Genomic DNA, 18,345 nt, shown 5'->3' on the forward strand with positions numbered 1-18,345 from the left:
CTCCGAGCCGTGGACGTGCGCGAGTGACGACGCGCTGCCGGGAATGCTGCGGACCCGTCTCCGGGCGCCCTAGGAGAGGCGGGTTGCTTGCAGGCTAAATGCGGGGGGTGCCTCACAGCAAGAGTCGAAACGAACTTTCATGCCCCGAAACACCGAGGTCATTCCGGCTACCCCGGCGCATGGTCCCGAAAACCCATGACACGCAGGGAGAACGGGCCCGAAAAAGTTCTTGGACCCCGCTCATCGGGGCGTTGTTTCGACCTCTTCCGGCCATCTCCGGGAAACACGGAGGGGGCCGCCCCCAACGGGGCGGCCCCCTCACAGCGGCCCGGCGTACCGGGCGCGGCGCGTCAGGCGCGCAGCGCGGCGCCGGTGCGCTCGGCGGCCGCCGCCACGGCGGCGTCGCGGGCGGCGCCCGCCTCCTCCGCCGTCAGCGTGCGGTCGGCGGCGCGGAAGCGCAGGGTGAAGGCCGCCGACTTGCGGCCCTCGCCCACCTGCTCGCCGGTGTAGACGTCGAACAGGCGCACGCTCTCCAGCAGCTCGCCGGCGCCCGCCGCCAGAGCCTCCTGGATGGCGCCGACCGGCACGGACGCGTCCACGACCAGGGCGACGTCCTGGACGGCCACCGGGTAGGTGGACACCTCCGGGGCGACGACCGGGGTGCGGGCCCGCTCGATGCGGTCCAGCTCCAGCTCCATCGCGGCGGTGCGCTCGGGCAGCCCGAACGCCTTGACGGTGCGCGGGTGCAGTTCACCGGCGTGGCCGACGAGCACGCGCTCGTCCGCCACCCGCACGTACAGCGCGGCGCAGCGGCCGGGGTGCCAGGGGGCGTGGGCGTCGGCCTCGACCTCCAGCTCCACACCGGCGACCCGGGCGACCTCGCGGGCGGCCTGGATCGCGTCGGCCCAGGTGGCCGTGCGGCCCTGGCCCCACCAGCCGGCGCGCTCGGCGTCGCCGGTGATGACGACGCCGACCCGGCGCGGCTGCTCGGGCAGGGCTGCGTCGATCAGCGCCAGCTCCTCGGTGCTCGGACCTCGGTCCACCGGAAGCAGCGGGGCGCTCCCCGCATCCGGCTTGGGCCGGTACACCAGGCCGACCTCGAAGAGGGCGACGTCGGTGAAGCCGCGCCCCACGTTGCGGGCCAGCGCCTTGAACAGGCCCGGCAGCAGCGTGGTCCGCAGCAGCGGCTCCTCGTCTTTGAGCGGGTTGGCCAGGCGCAGGGCCGCCCGGCGGGCGTCGTCGGCGGGCAGCTGGAGCCCGTCGAGGTCGCGCTCGCCGGTGAACGGGTACGACAGCACCTCGTTGTACCCGGCGTCGGCCAGGGTGCGGCCGACGGCGCGGCGCAGCCGCTGGCCCGGGGTGAGGCCGCGGCCCGAGCCGCGCGGCCGGATCGAGGGGATGTTCTCGTAGCCCTCGAACCGGATGACCTCTTCGGCCAGGTCGTTGGGGTCGGTGAGGTCGGGCCGCCAGGACGGCGGGGTGACCGCCAGGGTGTCCCCGTCGGCGGCGACCTCGCAGCCGATGGCCGTCAGCCACTTCTCGGCGGTGCCCGCCGGGTAGTCGACCCCCGACACCGAGGCGGCGTGCCCGGCGCGGACCGTGATGGGCGTGCGCGGGGCGACCCGGTCCAGGTGGGTGTAGGCGTCCTCGACGGTCGCCCCGCCCAGCTCGGCCAGCAGCCCGACGGCGCGGGTGGCGGCGGCGAGCTGGAGCCCGGAGTCCACACCGCGCTCGAAGCGGCGGGAGGCCTCGGAGGAGAGCTGGTGGCGGCGCGAGGCGCGGGCGATGTGCATCTCGTCGAAGTGGGCGGCCTCGATGAGGACCGCGGTGGAGGACAGGCCGATCTCGGTGTCCACCCCGCCCATGACCCCGGCGATCGCCTGGGCGCCGGACCCGTCGGCGATGACGATGTCGTCGGGGTCCAGGGAGCGCTGGACGTGGTCCAGGGTCTCCAGCTTCTCCCCCGCCTCGGCGGCGCGCACGGTGACGGTGCCGGTGAGGCGGTCGCGGTCCCAGGCGTGCAGCGGCTGGCCGAGTTCGAGCATCACGTAGTTGGTGACGTCGACGGCCAGGGAGACGGGGCGCACCCCGCTCTGGTGCAGGCGGCGCATCATCCACAGCGGGCTGGGCGCGTCGGGGTCGAACCCGGTGGCCCCGCGCAGCACGAGGCTGTCGCACAGGGTGTCGTCGGCGATGGCGGCCGGGTGACCCTCCCCCGCGGGTGCGGGCACGGCGATGCCGGCCGGGTCGTGGAACGCGACGCCGTACAGGGAGGCGGTGTCGCGGGCCACGCCGCGGATCGACAGCGCGTAGCCGCGGTCGGGCGTGACGGCGATGTCGAGGACGTCCTCGCGCAGGCCGAGCGGGCCGATCGCGTCCTCGCCGACCTCGCCGAAGCCCTCGGGGAGGATGACGATGCCGCTGTGGTCCTCCCACAGGCCCAGCTCGGTGGCCGAGCAGATCATGCCCTCGGACATCCGGCCGTAGGTCTTGCGGGACCCGATCTTGAAGCCGCCGGGCAGCTCGGCGCCGGGCAGCGAGACGACGACCAGGTCGCCCTCGGAGAAGTTGCGGGCGCCGCAGATGATCCGCTGGGGCTCGCCGGTGCCGTTGGCCGACCCGACGTCCACCTTGCAGTAGCGGATCGGCTTCTTGAACTCGGTGAGCTCCTCGATCTCCAGGACGCGCCCGTAGACGATGGGACCGGTCAGGTCCGCGCCCAGGGCGTCGACGGTCTCGACCTCCAGCCCGGCCAGGGTGAGCCTGGAGGCCAGGTCGCGTGCGGTGACGTCGGCCGGCAGGTCGACGTACTCCCGCAGCCAGGAAAGGGGGACGCGCATCAGTTCTCACTCCCGAACGCCGAGGTGAAGCGGATGTCGCCCTCGACCATGTCGTGCATGTCGCGCACGCCGTGCGCGAACATCAGTGTCCGTTCGATTCCCAGGCCGAAGGCCCAGCCGCTGTAGACCTCGGGGTCGACCCCGGCGGCGACGAGCACGCGCGGGTTGACCACGCCGCAGCCGCCGATCTCGATCCAGCCCTCGCTGGAGCAGGTGCGGCACGGGTTGTCGGGGTCGCCCACCGACGCGCCGCGGCACACGAAGCACTCCATGTCCACCTCGGCCGACGGCTCGGTGAAGGGGAAGTAGGAGGCGCGGAACCGGGTGCGCAGGCCCGCGCCGAACATGGTCTCGACGAAGGCGTCGATGGCGCCGCGCAGATGCGCCATCGTGATGCCCCTGTCCACGACCAGGCCCTCCAGCTGGTGGAAGACCGGGCTGTGGGTGGCGTCGAGCTCGTCGGTGCGGAAGGTCTTGCCGGGCGCGACCACGTAGACGGGCAGCTCGCGCGAGAGCAGCGCGCGGACCTGCACCGGCGAGGTGTGGGTGCGCATGACCAGGCCTGATTCGGCGCCCTTGGGGCCCTCCACGAAGAACGTGTCCTGCATGGTGCGGGCCGGGTGGTCGGGCTGGAAGTTGAGGGCGTCGAAGTTGAACCACTCGGCCTCGACCTCGGGGCCCTCCGCGACCTCGAAGCCCATGCCGACGAACACGTCGGCCATGCGCTCGGCGACGGTGGTCAGCGGGTGGCGGGCGCCGCGCGGGGCCCGGTCCCAGGGCAGGGTGACGTCGACCCGCTCCTCGACGAGGACGCGCTCGTCGCGCTCGGCCTCCAGGGCGGCCTGGCGCTCCTTGAGGGCCTGGCCGACGTCGCGGCGGGCGCCGCCGACGCGCTTGCCCGCGTCGGCCTTGGCGGCCGGGGGCAGCGCCCCGATCTCCCGGTTGGCCAGGGCCAGCGGGGACCGGTCGCCGGCGTGGGCGAGGCGGACCTCTTTGAGTTCGGCGAGGTCGGCGGCCGCGGCGATGGCGGCCAGTGCCTCCTCGCGCATGCGGGCGACCTCGTCGGGGTGCAGGGGGGTCACCTCGACCGGGTCGAAGGAATTGTTCGGTGCAGACATGGTTGCTCACCTCACCGTCGCGCCCCGTGCAGGAGGGGGCGCGCGGTGGTCACGGTCCGCCGTGGGGCGGACGAGGCCGACAGGGAAGGCTCAGGGATGTCGGGCGCGCACGGAAGGGTCCACTCACCGATCCCGGGCACGCCGTGGAGCCCACCGGGGACGTGGAGGGTCTGAAGGGCTCAGACGAACTCGGGCGTCCCGGCGGGCATGGTAAATCGGAACTCGGCGCCGCCGCTGGGGGCGCGTCCGACGGTGATCGTGCCGCCGTGGGCCTCGACGAGGCCCTTGACGATGAACAGCCCGAGGCCGGTCCCGCTCCGGCGCTTGCTGCGCCAGAACTGGCGGAAGACGCGCGGAATGGTCTCGGGCGCTATGCCCTGGCCTTCGTCGCGCACCGACACCGCTGCTCCTCCCTCACACGGCTCGATCACGATACTGACAGTACCAGCGCCGTGCCGCACCCCGTTTTCCACCAGGTTGGAGAGGACCTGCTCGATCTTGTCGGGGTCCAGCCACATCTGCGGCAGGCCGGCGCGCGTCTCGACCCGGAAGCGCTCCTCGGACTCGCCGGAGGCGACGCGCCCGGCGACGACCCGGCGCACCACCTCGGTGACGTCGACGATCTGGCGGCGGACCTCGATGCGCCCGGACTCGATGCGGGACACGTCGAGCAGGTCGTGGATGAGCCGGGTGACGCGGTCGGCGTCGGCGTTGACGGTCTCCAGCATGAACAGCTTCTGCTTGTCGGTGAGCCGTTCCCACTTGGTGAGCAGGGTGGAGGTGAACCCTTTGACGCTGGTCAGCGGGGAGCGCAGCTCGTGGGCGACCTCGGACACCAGGTCGGCGCGGCTGCGCTCGGCGCGGGTGGAGGCGTCGCGCAGGGTGACGACCAGGCGGACGAGGTCGCCGCCGGGGCGGGCGCGCACGTAGCGGGCGGCGACGAGGATCTCGCGGTCGTCGGGCAGGTACAGGGCGCGCTCGGTCTGGCGGGTGCGGCCGCGGTCGCCTCCGTAGGGGTCGCTGGCCTCCCACCAGTCGTTGCCGTCGGCGCCGACCAGCGGCAGGGCGGCGCGGAAGTCGCGGCGCAGGGCGGCGTCGGCGGGGATGCCGGTGAGCTGGGCGGCCTGGGCGTTGTAGAGGACGACGCGGCCGCGGGCGTCGGCGACGACGACGCCGTCGGGCAGGTCGTCGGCGTGCAGGGGGGTGTGGCCGGTGACGGTGTCGTCCACGTCCCACAGCGGTGCGGGGGTCCGGTCGCCTCCGGTGCCCTCGTCCGGGGGGGTGTCGGAGGGGGGTGTGCCCTCTCCGTCCTCCACCGGGTGATCCACCTGCCGGCCGCTGCCCACGCCTCTCCCCGCTCCCCTTGTAGGTCCACGGACGCAGGGCATCTGCGCCTGCGGGCCGCCGACCGATGGCGCCGGCATCCGCGACCACCACCGCAGATCTACCCGGCACGTCCGCCCGGTACGCCTCTTGAACAGGGATCTCCGCCCACGTCGGGGGTGTGCGGCGCATCGGGGGGCGCCACCGAGATCCCGCTCAGACCCTATCGGCACCGACCCCCCGTGCACGTGCATTTGCCAATGCGAATGGCGGGTCGGTGTCGGAAAATCCCTCGCGGGACCGTCAGGGGCGGCGCTGCTGGCGTGCGGTGGTGTAGAGGCACACGGCCGCGGCCGTGGCCAGATTCAGGCTTTCGGCCCCGCCGTAGATGGGGACGCTGACCGCGCCGTCCGTCAGTCGGACGGTCTCCTCGGGCAGCCCCCAGGCCTCGTTGCCGAAGACCCAGCCGACCGGGCCGTCCAGGTCCCCGCCGTCGGCCACTTCGTGCAGGTCGCGGGTCCCGCCGCCGTCGGCGGCCCAGACGCGGGCGCCGCGTTCGCGCAGGAAGTCGACCGCGCGCGCCACCGGGACGCCCACCACGATCGGCAGGTGGAACAGGCTTCCGGCGGAGGCCCGCACGCACTTGCCGTTGTAGGGGTCGACGGAGGCGTCGGTGAAGATGACCACGTCGGCCCCGGCGGCGTCGGCGGTGCGCAGCACCGTGCCGGCGTTGCCCGGGTCGCGGACGTGGGACAGGACCGCCGCCAGCCGCACGTCGCCGACCTTGTCCAGGGGGACGTCGACGAACTCGCAGACGGCGATGACGCCCTGCGGGGTGACGGTCTGGGCCAGCTCCGTCATGACGTCGAGGCTGACCCGGTGGACCGGGACGCCCGCCGTGTGGGCGGCGTCCACCAGGTCCAGGTGGCGCTGCATCGCCTCGGTCGTGGCGTACACCTCGACCACGCCGGGGGCGGTCCCGCCGTAGGGGGACCGCCCGGCACCGCCCGCGGCGGCCAGTGCCTCGCGCACGGCCTGCGGCCCCTCGGCGAGGAAGCGCCGCTCGCGCTGGCGGAAGGTGCGTTTGGCGAGCCGCCGAACCCCCTTGATCCTGGGTGACCGGACACTCGTGAACTCGTGGCTCGCCATCGCTCTACCCGTCAGACTCCGGTCAGGCCGCGGTCTCGGCCGGGAGGGCCTTCTTGGCGGTCTCCACCAGGGTCGCGAACGCGGCCTCGTCGTTGACGGCCAGCTCGGCGAGCATGCGGCGGTCGACCTCGATGCCGGCCAGCTTCAGGCCCTGCATGAAGCGGTTGTAGGTGAGGCCGTTGGCGCGGGAGGCGGCGTTGATCCGCTGGATCCACAGACGACGGAACTGGCCCTTGCGGTCCTTGCGGTCGCGGTAGGCGTAGGTCATCGAGTGGAGCATCTGCTCCTTGGCCTTGCGGTACAGGCGCGAACGCTGACCGCGGTAGCCGCTCGCCCGGTCGAGGACGACCTTGCGCTTCTTCTTGGCGTTGAGAGCCCGCTTCACGCGTGCCACTGTGACTCCCTCTTGTGTGTTCCGGCGCGCGGGGCGCGCCGACCGGCCCGACTCCGAGGAGTCCGGCGACCGGATTCGCTTCTGAAAGATCCCGCCCGGCGGCCGTCACCGCGCCGTGAGGGCGCGGGGGCTCTTCCGGGGGGAGGGGAAGGTTCGCGGACTACTTGCCGAGAAGCTTCTTGATGAACTTCGCGTCCGCGGGGGCGACCACGGCCTCGTTGCCCAGCTTGCGCTTGCGCTTGGAGGTCTTGTGCTCAAGGATGTGGTTCTTGTTGGCACGGCGGCGCATGATCTTGCCAGAGCCGGTGACCTTGAAGCGGTCCTTGGCCCCACTGTGGGTCTTGTTCTTCGGCATGTCGCCGTCGTCTCCTACTCCGTCGGCGTGTCGGTCCGCGCACGGGGCGCGGGCGACACGGTTGTTCCGCCACTGAATCCGTCACCGTGGCGGGGTCCCTGGACGCCGGCCGTGACGCGTCCGGATGTCCGCGCACAGCCCACCCCACCACCCGGTCCCTTCCGGCGGCCGGGCGGTGGGGGACTTCCCCGGAGCCGCTAGGCCTCTGCGTCGGGCTGTTCGCGGCGGGCCTTGTCCCCCGCCGCGGCCGCGCGGGCCTCGGCCTTGTGCTCGGACCGCCGCTTGTGCGGGCCGATCACCATGACCATGTTGCGGCCGTCCTGCTTGGGCTGCGACTCCACCGTGCCAAGGTCCTGGACGTCCTCGGCGAGCCGCGCCAGCAGACGGCGGCCCAGCTCCGGACGGGACTGCTCACGACCACGGAACATGATCGTCACCTTGACCTTGTCCCCGCTCTTGAGGAACCGCACCACGTGACCCTTCTTGGTCTCGTAGTCGTGCGGGTCGATCTTCGGGCGGAGCTTGATCTCCTTGATGATCGTGTTCGACTGGTTCTTACGGGCTTCGCGGGCCTTGACCGCTGACTCGTACTTGAACTTGCCGTAGTCCATCAGCTTGGCGACCGGCGGGCGCGCGGTCGGCGCTACCTCGACGAGGTCGAGGTCCGACTCCTGGGCCAGACGCAGTGCGTCCTGCACGGAGACGATTCCGACCTGCTCACCGTTGGGTCCGACGAGTCGGACCTCGGGCACCCGGATGCGGTCATTGATGCGGGGCTCGGCGCTGATGAGACCCCTCCCTAGCTTTCTCGGATTACCTGGGACCGGCCGCCCCTGATTGGAGCGGCCTGCTGGATCGGCCCGCCCGTCTCCACCGGTTGGACCGACCGCGTCGGGGTCCCCCTGAAAAAGCGAAAACCCCGCCAGCGTGTGCAAGCGGGGTCGATCCGGTGGACGGCACGACGATCCGGGTGCCGGGCGGGCGCCGTGTACACGGCGTCCCGTCACGATGGCAACGGATCGGGCCGACTCGGTGGACCCGCCCGGGCGAAACCCGACGGGTGGGAGGATCATCTCCGCTTGCGGTTCCAGTGTGCCAGGCACACCGGACCAAGTCGATATCTCATGTTACCAGCCGAACGGACCGGGCGGGCCCGGCGCCGGGCCCGGCTGTTCAGGCGGCGGCGCGGCGGGCCAGTTCGGCCTCGCCGGCGGCGCGCATCGCCTCCACCGGCACCTGTTCGTGTCCCGTCATGAGGCGGACCTGGGCCACCGCCTGGTGCAGCAGCATGGGGAACCCGCCCACGACCCGGCCGCCGCGTTCGGCCACACGCCGGGCGGCGGCGGTGGGCCAGGGGGCGTACACCACGTCGAACAGGTCGGCGCCGCTCTTGGCCAGCGGTTCGGTCAGGTCGTCGGCCGCGCCCGAGGGCAGCGACGAGACGACGAGGTCGACGTCCAGGTGCCGGTCGACCTCGGCCAGCGGGAACACCTCCACCGGGTGTCCCAGGCGTCCGGCGGCGGCGACCACCTCGCCGGCCCGGGAGGTGTCCCGGGCCAGGACGGTGACCGGGGCGGTGAGCCCGAGGCCGCGCAGCGCGGCCAGGGCCGAGGCCGCGGTGGCCCCGGCGCCCAGGACGGTGGCGCTGCGCGGGGCGTCCACACCCGCTTCGGCCAGGGCGGTGACGATGCCCTCGACGTCGGTGTTGTGGGCGGCCCAGCCGCCGCCCTCGCGGACCAGGGTGTTGGCCCCGCCGACCCGGACGGCCAGGTCCTCGGCCCGGTCGGCCAGCTCCAGCGCCCGCCGCTTGAGCGGCATGGTCAGGGACAGCCCGGCCCAGTCCGGGCCGAGCCCGGCGAGGAGGGGGGCCAGCCCCTCCTCGCCGCACTCGTGCAGACCGTAGGACCAGTCGTCCAGGCCCATCGCCGCGTAGGCGGCGGTGTGCAGGACCGGGGAGAGCGAGTGGGCGACCGGGGAGCCCAGGACGGCCGCGCGCATCAGCCGCCGCCCCAGTTCTCCATGAACTCCTGCTTGAGGAGCAGGAACTCGGCCTCGCTGTCGGTGAACTTGGTGACGCCGTTCTCCGGGTCGGTGGTCACGAAGTACAGGTACGGGACGTCGGCGGGGTTCAGGGCCGCCTCGATGGCCGCCTGGCCGGGGGCGACGAACGGCCCCGGGGGCAGGCCCGGCTTGTGGTAGGTGTCGAACCCGCTGGTGTCCTGGTTGCACTTCTGCAGCTGCTCGTTGTTGAGCGCGATGCCGTACTCGCCGATGGCGTAGAAGCAGGTGCTGTCCATGCCGAGGTTCATGTTGATCTCAAGGCGGTTGTAGATCACCTGGGCGACCTTGGGCATGTCGCCCTCGTTGCCGCTCTCGGCCTGGACGATGGAGGCGACGGCCATGACCTCGTCGGGCGTGAGGTCCAGCGCGGCGGCCTTCTCCTCCAGCTGCACCTCCTCGGCGACCTTGTGGAACTGCTGGACCATGGTCCTGAGCATGGTCTGCGCGTCGGTGCCGGGGTCGAACATGTAGGTCGAGGGGAACAGGTAGCCGGCGGCCTCGCCCTCGGCGTACTCGGGCAGGCCGAGTTCGTCGGGGCGGGAGTGGGCCTCCTCCAGCTCCTCGTAGGGGACGCCGGTCTTGAGGGCCAGCTCCTCCATGGCCTGCTCGTTGCGCAGCCCCTCCTTGATGGTGACCCGGCCGCCCAGGCGGTTGGCGGGGTCCAGCAGGGCGCGCACGGCGTCGTCGGCGCTCATGCCCAGGGCCAGGGAGTAGCTGCCCGGGACCAGGCCCTGGCCGAGCTCCTCCTCGGACAGGTCCTCCAGGGCATTGGTGAACGCCCGCGGGCTGGCCACCACGCCCAGGTCGGTCAGCCCCTGGCCGACGGCCAGGCCGCTCTGGTTCTCCTGGATGACGTAGACGACCTCGCCGCTGCCCGCGCCGTCGAAGTCCGGCGGGAAGACGTAGGTGCGCATCACGAAGAACCCGCCGCCGCCGATGCCGGCGATGAGCGCCAGGACGAGCAGGATCATCATGCCCTTGCCGCGCGCCTTGGCCCGGCGGCCCTCCGGGGTGCGGTGGTGCTGGGCCAGGCGGGCTCGTTTGAGTTCCTTGGCCTTCTTGCGGCTGCTGCGGCCGCCCCCGTAGGCGGCGGCGATGTCGGCGAGGGCCGGTTCTTCGTACTCGTAGTCGTCCTCGTCGGCCTCGGCGGTCTCCTCGGGCTCGGGTTCGGGCTCCTCCTCGCGGCGGCCGCGCTTGCGGCCCCCGCGACGGGTGCCGCCGCCGCGCCGGCCGCGGCCCCGGCCGCGCCGGCCGGAGGGCTCCTCGTCCTCGTCGGCCTCGGCGCCGAACCCGGCGTCCTCGGACTCGGGGGTCTCCTCGGGCTCGGGTGCCTCGTCGGCGGCCGCACCGCGGCGGCGCCGGGAGCGGCGGGGCTCCGCCGGGGCCTCGAAGGCGCCGCTGTCGGCGGAGGCGGCGTCCTGGAAGGACTCCGCGTCGTAGGAACCGGTGTCGTGGGAGCCCGTGTCGCGGGACCGGGACCCGGTGTTCAGGGAACCCGTGTCGTAGGACCCGGTGTCATAGGAGCCGGTGTCATAGGAGCCCGTGTCGTACGACCCGGTGTCGTGCGAACCGGTGTCCTGGGCGCCCGTGTCCTGGGGCCGCTCCTGCGCGCGGCGGGCGCGGCGGCCCCGGGGCGGGGCGTCGGCGACGAACGCGCCGCCGTCCGCGGGCGGCTCGTCCACCGGCCCCCGGCGGCGGCGACCGGAGCGGGTGCGGCCCGTCTCCGGGGCCGGCTCGGCCGGTTCCTCGGCGGCGGCCCCGCGGTGGCGGCGGCCCCGGCGCGGGGCGGAGTCGAAGGAGCCGGTGTCGGAGGCGTCCTCGCCGCGGGCGCGGCGCGGCCGCGTGTCCGCGTCGGTGAGGGCGGCGAACGCGCCGGTGTCGGCGGAGCTGTTCACGCCGGGGAACGCGACGGCGTCGAACGCCCCGGTGTCCTCGGGCAGGCCGTCCAGGAAGCCGGGCTCCTCGTCGCGGCGGCCGCGCTTGCGGCCCCCGCGCCCGCGGCGCGGGGCCTCCTCGGCGGCGGCGTTGCGGCGGCCGCGGCGGGGGCCGCGCGGCGGCTCCTCCTCGGCCGCGGGCGGTGCCGGCTCGGGCTCGGGTTCGGGGCGCCGGGCGCGGCGCGGCGGCTCCTCGGTGTGCGCGGGCGCCGCGGGCGATCCCAGGCCGGCCAGTGCGGCCAGGGCGTCCTGGGTGGTGTCGGCGGCGGGAGCGGGCTCCGCGGCGCGTCGGCCGCCGGAGCGGGCCGCGCGACCGCCCCGCAGGGCGTCGGCGGCGCCGCCGCGGCGCGGTGCGCCGGTGGGCTCCTGGTCGCGGCCGGAACGGCCCTGGTTCACGGGGTCGTACTCCTGGTCGGGGCGGGGGGCGTAGCGGGGGGTGCGGAACTCACCGGTCGAGGGTCCCGAGCGCCGCGGGTCCGGCGCCTCGGGCTCGGCCCACGGGGAGGCCTCGGGCCGGGCACGGCGGCCGCGCGCGGGGCCGCCGCGCGGGTCGTAGTCGCGACCGCTCTCGCGGTCGGCGCGTCCACGATAGGGATTGTCGGGGTGGTCATCCCTGTCGTTCATGATTCTCCCTGGCTGGAGCGGACGATCTCGCCCGGGGGCCGGCCTGTCGACCGTTCCTGGTCCAAGGCGCTCTGCAGGAGGACCGTGGCCGCCGCCTGGTCGATGACCGTTCGACGGGCACGTCCGCCCTTGGCGCCCTTCTTACTGAAGGAGGCTCCGGAGAGCAGATGTCCCTGCGCGGTCACCGTGGTGAGGCGTTCGTCGACCAAGCGGACGGGGACGGGGTGCAGGAGTCCGGCCAGTCCCGTTGCGAACTCCCGGGCCGACCGGGCGGCCGGCCCCTCCTCTCCTGACAGAGAGGCAGGGTAACCCACGATGACTTCCCGCGCCTCTTTCTCCAGGACCAGCAGGGCGATCCGGTTCTTGTCGCCCCTGCCGCGCGGGACCGTCTCCAGGGGGCTGGCGAGCGTGCCGGAGGGGTCGCTGACGGCCACACCGATGCGGGCGTTGCCCGGGTCGACGGCCAGGCGCACACCGTTCCTCACGAGGAGCGCCCCCCTGCTCGGGGGAGGCGGCACGGGCGGGCCGTCCCGGTACGGGTACGGCACCGCGATGGGAAAATCCTCGACACGGTGGTCCTGTTCGTCAGGTGGATCGCGGGAAAACTCCGCGCAGACAGCCGTGTGATCGGCTGTGACGCGCCACAGTATGCCCGATTCGATGACCGTACGCAGCCCGGGTCACGCGGAGCGGTCACCGGGTCACGACCCGGGCGTCCGGTCCGCCGCTGTACGGGATGCGGGGTCGGCCGTGGAGGCCGCATCCGAGTGTAAGTCACCCGAATCCCCCATCACCGCGACGAACCGTCCGCGCACGGCCGAGGCCGGGCGTACGGACGACCGCGTTCGCCCGGATCGTCACAGGTCGTGATGTTACCCGGCTTTGTGTGTCACGGTGTGTAATCACACCCGTGTTGCGAAGACCACGCCGGGGACGGCGACCGGATGAGGGTCACCGTCCCCGGCGGGCACGCGACGGCTAGGCGCTCGCGACGCGGGCCTCGACGGCGCGCAGGGCCTCGTCGACCTTGGTCGCGTCGGTGCCGCCGCCCTGGGCCATGTCGGGCTTGCCGCCGCCACCGCCGCCGAGCGCGCGGGCCGCCACGCCCACCAGGTCACCGGCCTTGATGCCGGCCTTCTGCGCCGCCTTGTTGACCGCGATCACCACGACCGGGCGGTCCTTGGGCACCGCGGTCAGCGCCACCACGGCGGGCTCGGCCTCGCCCAGGCGGCCGCGCACGTCCGCGGCCAGGGCGCGCAGCTCGTCGCCGCCGGTGCCCTCGGGGGCCCGCTCGGCCACGACCAGCGCCGGGCCGTGGCGGCGGGCCTTCTCCGCGATGGAGCCCGCGGCCTGGAGGACCTGCGCGGCGCGCAGCTTCTCGATCTCCTTCTCCGCGGCGCGCAGCCGGGAGATCACGGCGTCGATGCGCTCGGGCAGTTCCTCGCGCGGGGCCTTGAGCTGCTCGGACAGGCGGCCGACCAGCGCCGACTCCTTGGACAGGCGCTTGAAGGCGTCCACGCCGACCGCCGCCTCGACCCGGCGCACGCCGGAGCCGATGGAGGACTCGCCCAGGAGCTTGACGATGCCCAGCCGCGCGGTGGAGGGCACGTGGGTGCCACCGCACAGCTCGACCGAGTAATCGCTCATCTCCACGACGCGGACGCGGTCGCCGTACTTCTCGCCGAACATGGCCAGGGCGCCCATCTTGAGGGCCTCGTCCAGGCTCTTCTCCTCGGTGCGCACCGCGATGTCGCCGGCCAGGACGGTGTTGACCTCCTCCTCGACCTCCGCCAGCCGGGACTCGCCCAGGGCGTTGTCGGCGGTGAAGTCGAAGCGCAGGCGGCCCGGGCTGTTCTCCGAGCCGGCCTGGCCCGCCGACGGGCCCAGCGCGTTGCGCAGCGCCGAGTGGATGAGGTGGGTGGCCGAGTGGGAGCGCTCGATGGCGTGCCGGCGGCCGCTGTCGATCGCCGCGTGCACGGTGTCGTCCACGGTGACCTCGCCCGCGCGGACGGTGCCGCGGTGGACGAACAGGCCCGGCAGGGGCTTCTGGACGTCCTCGACGTCGACGATCCCGCGGCCGTCGACGGTGAGCGTGCCGGTGTCGGCCAGCTGGCCGCCGCTCTCGGCGTAGAACGGGGTGCGGTCCAGGACGATCTCGACCTTCTCCCCCTGGCGCGCGGCGGGCGAGGAGACCCCGCCGACCACGATGCCCTTGACCGTCGACTCGCTCTGGGCGTCGGTGTAGCCGAGGAAGTCGGTGGCGCCCGCGCCTTCGAGCAGCTGCGCGTACAGGGAGATGTCCGCGTTGCCGAGCTTCTTGGACTTGGCGTCGGCCTTGGCGGTGTCCTTCTGCCGCTGCATGAGCTCGCGGAAGGAGCCCTCGTCCACGGTCAGGCCCTGCTCGGCCGCCATCTCCAGGGTGAGGTCGATGGGGAAGCCGTAGGTGTCGTGGAGCTGGAAGGCGTCGGAGCCGGAGAAGACGGTGCCGCCCGCGTGGCGGGTGCGCTCGGCCGCCCGGGCGAACAGGGCGGTGCCCGCGCGCAGGGTGTCGGCGAAGTTCCTCTCCTCGGTGTCGATGACACCGTGGATGACATCGGCCTTGTCGAGCAGGTCCGGGTAGATGTCCTTCATCGCGTCGATGCTGACCGCGGTGAGGTCGTGCATGAACGCGGTCTCGGTGCCCGAGAGCAGGCGCATGTTGCGGATGGAGCGGCGCAGGATGCGGCGCAGGACGTAGCCGGCCTTCTCGTTGCCCGGCTTGACGCCGTCGCCGACCAGCATGACGGCGCTGCGGACGTGGTCGGCGACCACGCGCAGCAGGACGTCCTGTTCGTGGTCGTCGCCGTAGCGGACCCCGGCCAGCTCGGCGGCGCGGTGCAGGACGCGGCCGATGATGTCGGTCTCGTAGATGTTGTCGACGCCCTGGAGGACCGCGGCCAGGCGCTCCAGGCCCATGCCGGTGTCGATGTTCTTCTTGGGCAGCTCGCCGAGGATCGGGAAGCCGGACTTGTCGCCGCCCTCACCCCGCTCGTACTGCATGAAGACGAGGTTCCAGATCTCGATGTAGCGGTTCTCGTCCGCCTCGGGGCCGCCCTCGGCGCCGTACTCGGGGCCGCGGTCGTAGAAGATCTCGGAGCAGGGGCCGCAGGGTCCGGGGACGCCCATCGACCAGTAGTTCTCCTCCATCCCCATGCGCTGGATGCGCTCGGGGCGCACGCCCACCTTGTCGCGCCAGATCGCCTCGGCCTCGTCGTCGTCGAGGTAGACGGTGACCCACAGCTTCTCCGGGTCGATGCCGAAGCCGCCCTCGGCCACCGGGGTGGTGACCAGCTCCCACGCCAGCGGGATCGCCTGCTCCTTGAAGTAGGCGCCGAAGGAGAAGTTGCCGAGCATCTGGAAGAAGGTGGCGTGCCGGGAGGTCTTGCCCACCTCCTCGATGTCCTTGGTGCGGATGCACTTCTGGACGCTGGTGGCGGTCTCGTACGGCGGAGTGCGCTGGCCCAGGAAGTAGGGCTTGAAGGGGACCATGCCTGCGGGCACCAGCAGCAGCGTGGGGTCTTCGGCGATGAGGCTTGCCGAGGGCACCACGGTGTGTCCGTTCTTCTCGAAGAAACTGAGGAAGCGGCGCGCGATCTCTGCCGTCTCCATTGATGCCCTCCTGTGCTCGGCTCCGCCGCCCTCGGCGGGCCCGTCCCTGCCCGGGACCTGATTGCGCGTGGTCGGTGAGTGGCCCATGGTAGGGCGGACGACCACGCGGATGCCTGTGGTTTTCGTCTTCGCGGCCGACCGCCCGGTGGGGGGCTGCCGACCCGGGCCCCGCCCCGTTGACGACAACGCCGGGACCTCGGTTGTTCCAAGGCTATCGCCGTCGGGCACCGCGAGGCGCCGGGTCGGCGGGACCCGTGCCGGGTGGACCGCTGCCCGGCGCCTCCCGGCGGCGGTCAGGCGCCCGACAGGTAGTAGGCGCGGGGGCCGGGCGGCAGCATGAGCAGGATCATCGTCAAGGAGAAGGGGACAGGTGCGAGGACCAGCAGCGCGAAGATCCTGAAAACGCTGTCGTCCCAGAGGAGGTCGTAGATGAGGCTCATCCCGAGACCCGGGGTGAGTATCAGGGTGGCCAGGATGACCAGGAGCGACAAGGCCTGGAAGGTGAGTACGCCCACGTACACGCCTGCGCCGGGACGGCCCATCCGGACCGCCAGGGTGATGGCGATGGCGGAGTGGACAAAGAGCACCACGGTGATGAGGAGTTCAGCGCTGTCCACTTGCATCAACGCCGTACCGTCCAGGGAGACCCAGGCCGCCAGCAGGGCCAGGCCGAGGCCGAGGACGCCGCCGATCATCATGAGCACCCGGACGAGGGTGGCCGCGCCGGGCACGCCGGCGGGGCCCTGCCGTATCGGCGGGGGCGGCGGCGGTGGCGGTGGGCCGTGCGGGACGTACGGGTTCGGGGGACCGTCACCGGGGGGTGGGTACACGGGGGATTCCCTTTCCGGCCGGACGGCGGGCGCGTCCGACCTGGAAGGGTTCGATACCCCGTAAACCCCTATGGGAAAAGGGGTCCGGGCTTCCGGAGCCGGTCAGTCCTCCGGGAGGGCCCGGCGGTCGGCGGGCGGCAGGGCGCGGGAGCGGCGGGGCGCGTAGGTGCGCAGCAACTCCTCCTCCTGCTCGCGGACGGCGTGGGCCAGGTCCTCGTTGAGTTCGCGCAGCGCGCCCCGGTACTCGCCGACCCGGCCCTCGACCCGCTCGGCGATGCCGCCGGGTGTGAGGGCGCGCCGGGCCTGGTGGACGCGGTGCACGGCGTAGCCGCCCAGGGCGGCGCCCGCGGCGAGGTAGAGCAGTCGCCTGATCACCGGTTCTCCCTCCGGCGGCGGCCGCGCACGACCGCCAGGGCGCGGCGCTGGCCCAGGACCCGGCGGACCCCGTAGGACAGCGAGGCCGCCTTGACGAGCGGGCCGGTGACCACCGAGCGGGTCAGCGCGGTCATGGTGGCCACGTCCTCGCTGCTGGCCTGCGCGTTGGCGGTGATCTCCTCCACGCGCTCCAACGAGGTGTTGGCGCGTTCGACCGTGGCGGCGACGTCGTTCATCAGGGGCGGGGTGCGGTCGCCCAGTTCCGAGACGACGACGGTCGCGGCGTTGATGAGCTTGATCAGTTTGACGAGCGCCACGCAGATGAACGTGGCCAGCACCGCCCAGACCACCGCGGCGACGAGCGCGGCGACCTCTCCTCCGGTAAGCATGCGGGCTCCGTAAGGCGGATAGGGGTTACTTCTGATGAGGGTCTGTGTGCGACACGGCCCCCCGCGCGTCGCGCCGGAGAGCGTCGGGGGCCGCCCGTCGGCCGCGCTCCGGGGTGGGGGCGTCCGAACCGACGGGTTCCGGCCGACCATATCGCGTCGGGCCGACGGACGTGCGCGGGCCTCGCCGTGTGCGGCCCGACCCGCCGCGGACCGGTGGCCGATGGCGGCCGTGGATGTCGATTCATGTGCCGGTCGTTCGGGAGAATGAACATGGATCCGGATCTTCACTACGATGTCCGGACACTCCGCCGCCCCGTCGGCCCAGAAGCATCGCGACAGGACACCCATGAGCCCTCGTTCTCCCCGAGAGATCTCCGTACTGGTACCGGAGCACCTGCCCCCGCTCTATCCGGACGACCCGGCGAGGATAGGTCCCTACCTCGTCCTCGGGCGCTTGGGGCAGGGTGCGTCCGGGACGGTCTACGCCGCGGTCGACGCCGCCTCGCCCACCGCGGGCGAGCGGCTGGTCGCGGTGAAGGTCCTCAAGTCCCCGGCAGGGGAGCCCGAACGCGAGGCGCTGGTGCGGCGGCTGACCGCGCTGGCGCAGGTGGATCCGGCACGGGTGGTGGTGCCCCTGACGTTCGACGCCCGGGCCGACCGCCCGTGGCTGGCCATGCCGTACATGGAGGGGCAGCGGCTCTCGCACTTCGTCACCAAGCGCGGCGGCCTGGGCACCGGGAAGCTGCTGGCGCTGGCCGTGGGCCTGGCCGAGGGGCTGTCCGCGCTGCACGCGCGCGGCGTCGCGCACGGGTCGCTCAACCACGAGCGGGTGCTGCTGGAGTCGCACGGTCCGCACATCATGGACTGCGCGGTCGCCGACGCCCACACGAGCGGTTCGGGCGCCACCTGGCTGAGCCCGGAGCGCTACCGGGGCGCGGAGGCCTCCCCCGCCGGCGACGTGTTCGCCTGGGGCGCGGTCACCGCCTACGCGGGCACCGGGCGGCTGCCGTTCGGCCCCGGCGAGGCCGAGGAGATCGCCGGGCGCGCCGCGGCCGGGGAGTACAACCTGACCGGGCTGCCCAAGGGGCTGGTGCCGCTGGTGTCCCGGTCCCTGGACCCCGACCCGGCCGCGCGGCCCAGCCTGCACGAGGTGATCGGCTCGGTCCTGGCGGTCTGGCAGCGGGAGAACGGCCGGGAGAGCGCGGGGCCGCCCGACCGCGAGGAGGTGGCCGTCCTGATGGAGCGCGAGTGGCGGGCGATCGAGCCGGCCCAGCGCGTGCCCCGGGTGATCCGGCTGGAGGGGCG

15 protein-coding genes are annotated in these 18,345 nt (G+C 73.1%); 1 reads left to right on the plus strand and 14 read right to left on the minus strand.

Annotated elements, in window-relative coordinates; translation table 11 throughout:
• Positions 1-350 precede the first annotated feature (350 nt).
• The 14 genes from pheT to ACJOT3_RS10890 form a co-directional block, all read right to left on the minus strand.
• A complete protein-coding gene (gene pheT / locus ACJOT3_RS10825) occupies positions 351-2,840 on the minus strand; it encodes a phenylalanine--tRNA ligase subunit beta (protein WP_406971488.1) in 2,490 nt (829 codons plus the stop codon).
• Positions 2,840-3,958, minus strand: a complete 1,119-nt coding sequence (gene pheS, locus ACJOT3_RS10830; RefSeq protein WP_406971490.1) for a phenylalanine--tRNA ligase subunit alpha — start codon at positions 3,956-3,958, stop codon at positions 2,840-2,842. The genes pheT and pheS overlap by 1 nt, the downstream gene beginning before the upstream one ends.
• A 179-nt stretch (positions 3,959-4,137) precedes the next feature.
• Positions 4,138-5,304 carry a sensor histidine kinase gene (locus ACJOT3_RS10835; protein WP_406971492.1) on the minus strand — a complete coding sequence of 389 codons (1,167 nt, stop codon included), beginning with the start codon at positions 5,302-5,304 and terminating at the stop codon, positions 4,138-4,140.
• Positions 5,305-5,584: 280 nt separating this feature from the next.
• On the minus strand, positions 5,585-6,430 hold the full coding sequence (locus ACJOT3_RS10840) for a TrmH family RNA methyltransferase (RefSeq protein WP_406971494.1): 846 nt from the start codon (positions 6,428-6,430) through the stop codon (positions 5,585-5,587).
• A gap of 22 nt (positions 6,431-6,452) precedes the next feature.
• Positions 6,453-6,824: a 50S ribosomal protein L20 gene (gene rplT, locus ACJOT3_RS10845; RefSeq protein WP_406971496.1), complete on the minus strand. Its 372-nt coding sequence runs from the start codon at positions 6,822-6,824 to the stop codon at positions 6,453-6,455.
• 160 nt (positions 6,825-6,984) lie between these two features.
• Positions 6,985-7,179 (minus strand): 50S ribosomal protein L35, encoded by a 195-nt coding sequence (gene rpmI, locus ACJOT3_RS10850; RefSeq protein WP_306371508.1) that lies wholly within the window; start codon positions 7,177-7,179, stop codon positions 6,985-6,987.
• A gap of 197 nt (positions 7,180-7,376) precedes the next feature.
• On the minus strand, positions 7,377-7,967 hold the full coding sequence (gene infC / locus ACJOT3_RS10855; protein ID WP_406971518.1) for a translation initiation factor IF-3: 591 nt from the start codon (positions 7,965-7,967) through the stop codon (positions 7,377-7,379).
• A gap of 385 nt (positions 7,968-8,352) precedes the next feature.
• Entirely contained in the window at positions 8,353-9,177 is an 825-nt protein-coding gene (locus tag ACJOT3_RS10860) for a shikimate dehydrogenase (protein WP_406971498.1), read from the minus strand.
• Complete coding sequence (gene mltG / locus ACJOT3_RS10865) at positions 9,177-11,798, minus strand: endolytic transglycosylase MltG (protein WP_406971500.1); 2,622 nt, start codon at positions 11,796-11,798, stop codon at positions 9,177-9,179. Before mltG ends, ACJOT3_RS10860 begins: the two co-directional genes overlap by 1 nt.
• Complete coding sequence (gene ruvX / locus ACJOT3_RS10870; RefSeq protein ID WP_406971502.1) at positions 11,795-12,283, minus strand: Holliday junction resolvase RuvX; 489 nt, start codon at positions 12,281-12,283, stop codon at positions 11,795-11,797. The genes mltG and ruvX overlap by 4 nt, the downstream gene beginning before the upstream one ends.
• 493 nt (positions 12,284-12,776) lie before the next feature.
• Positions 12,777-15,446 (minus strand): alanine--tRNA ligase, encoded by a 2,670-nt coding sequence (gene alaS, locus ACJOT3_RS10875; protein ID WP_406971504.1) that lies wholly within the window; start codon positions 15,444-15,446, stop codon positions 12,777-12,779.
• A gap of 293 nt (positions 15,447-15,739) precedes the next feature.
• On the minus strand, positions 15,740-16,177 hold the full coding sequence (locus ACJOT3_RS10880; RefSeq protein ID WP_406971506.1) for a hypothetical protein: 438 nt from the start codon (positions 16,175-16,177) through the stop codon (positions 15,740-15,742).
• Between the two features lie 201 nt (positions 16,178-16,378).
• Positions 16,379-16,651, minus strand: a complete 273-nt coding sequence (locus ACJOT3_RS10885) for a hypothetical protein (protein ID WP_406971508.1) — start codon at positions 16,649-16,651, stop codon at positions 16,379-16,381.
• The gene (locus tag ACJOT3_RS10890; protein ID WP_406971510.1) at positions 16,648-17,040 is read right to left on the minus strand and encodes a DUF948 domain-containing protein; all 393 of its coding nucleotides are present in this window, start codon (positions 17,038-17,040) and stop codon (positions 16,648-16,650) included. Before ACJOT3_RS10890 ends, ACJOT3_RS10885 begins: the two co-directional genes overlap by 4 nt.
• A 346-nt stretch (positions 17,041-17,386) precedes the next feature.
• Between ACJOT3_RS10890 and ACJOT3_RS10895 the strand changes: the two genes are divergently transcribed.
• On the plus strand, positions 17,387-18,345 hold a 959-nt coding region (locus tag ACJOT3_RS10895; protein WP_406971512.1), incomplete at its 3' end, for a protein kinase.

The organism is Nocardiopsis protaetiae (genome assembly GCF_045446735.1).
In the GTDB taxonomy this organism is placed as follows: domain Bacteria; phylum Actinomycetota; class Actinomycetes; order Streptosporangiales; family Streptosporangiaceae; genus Nocardiopsis; species Nocardiopsis protaetiae.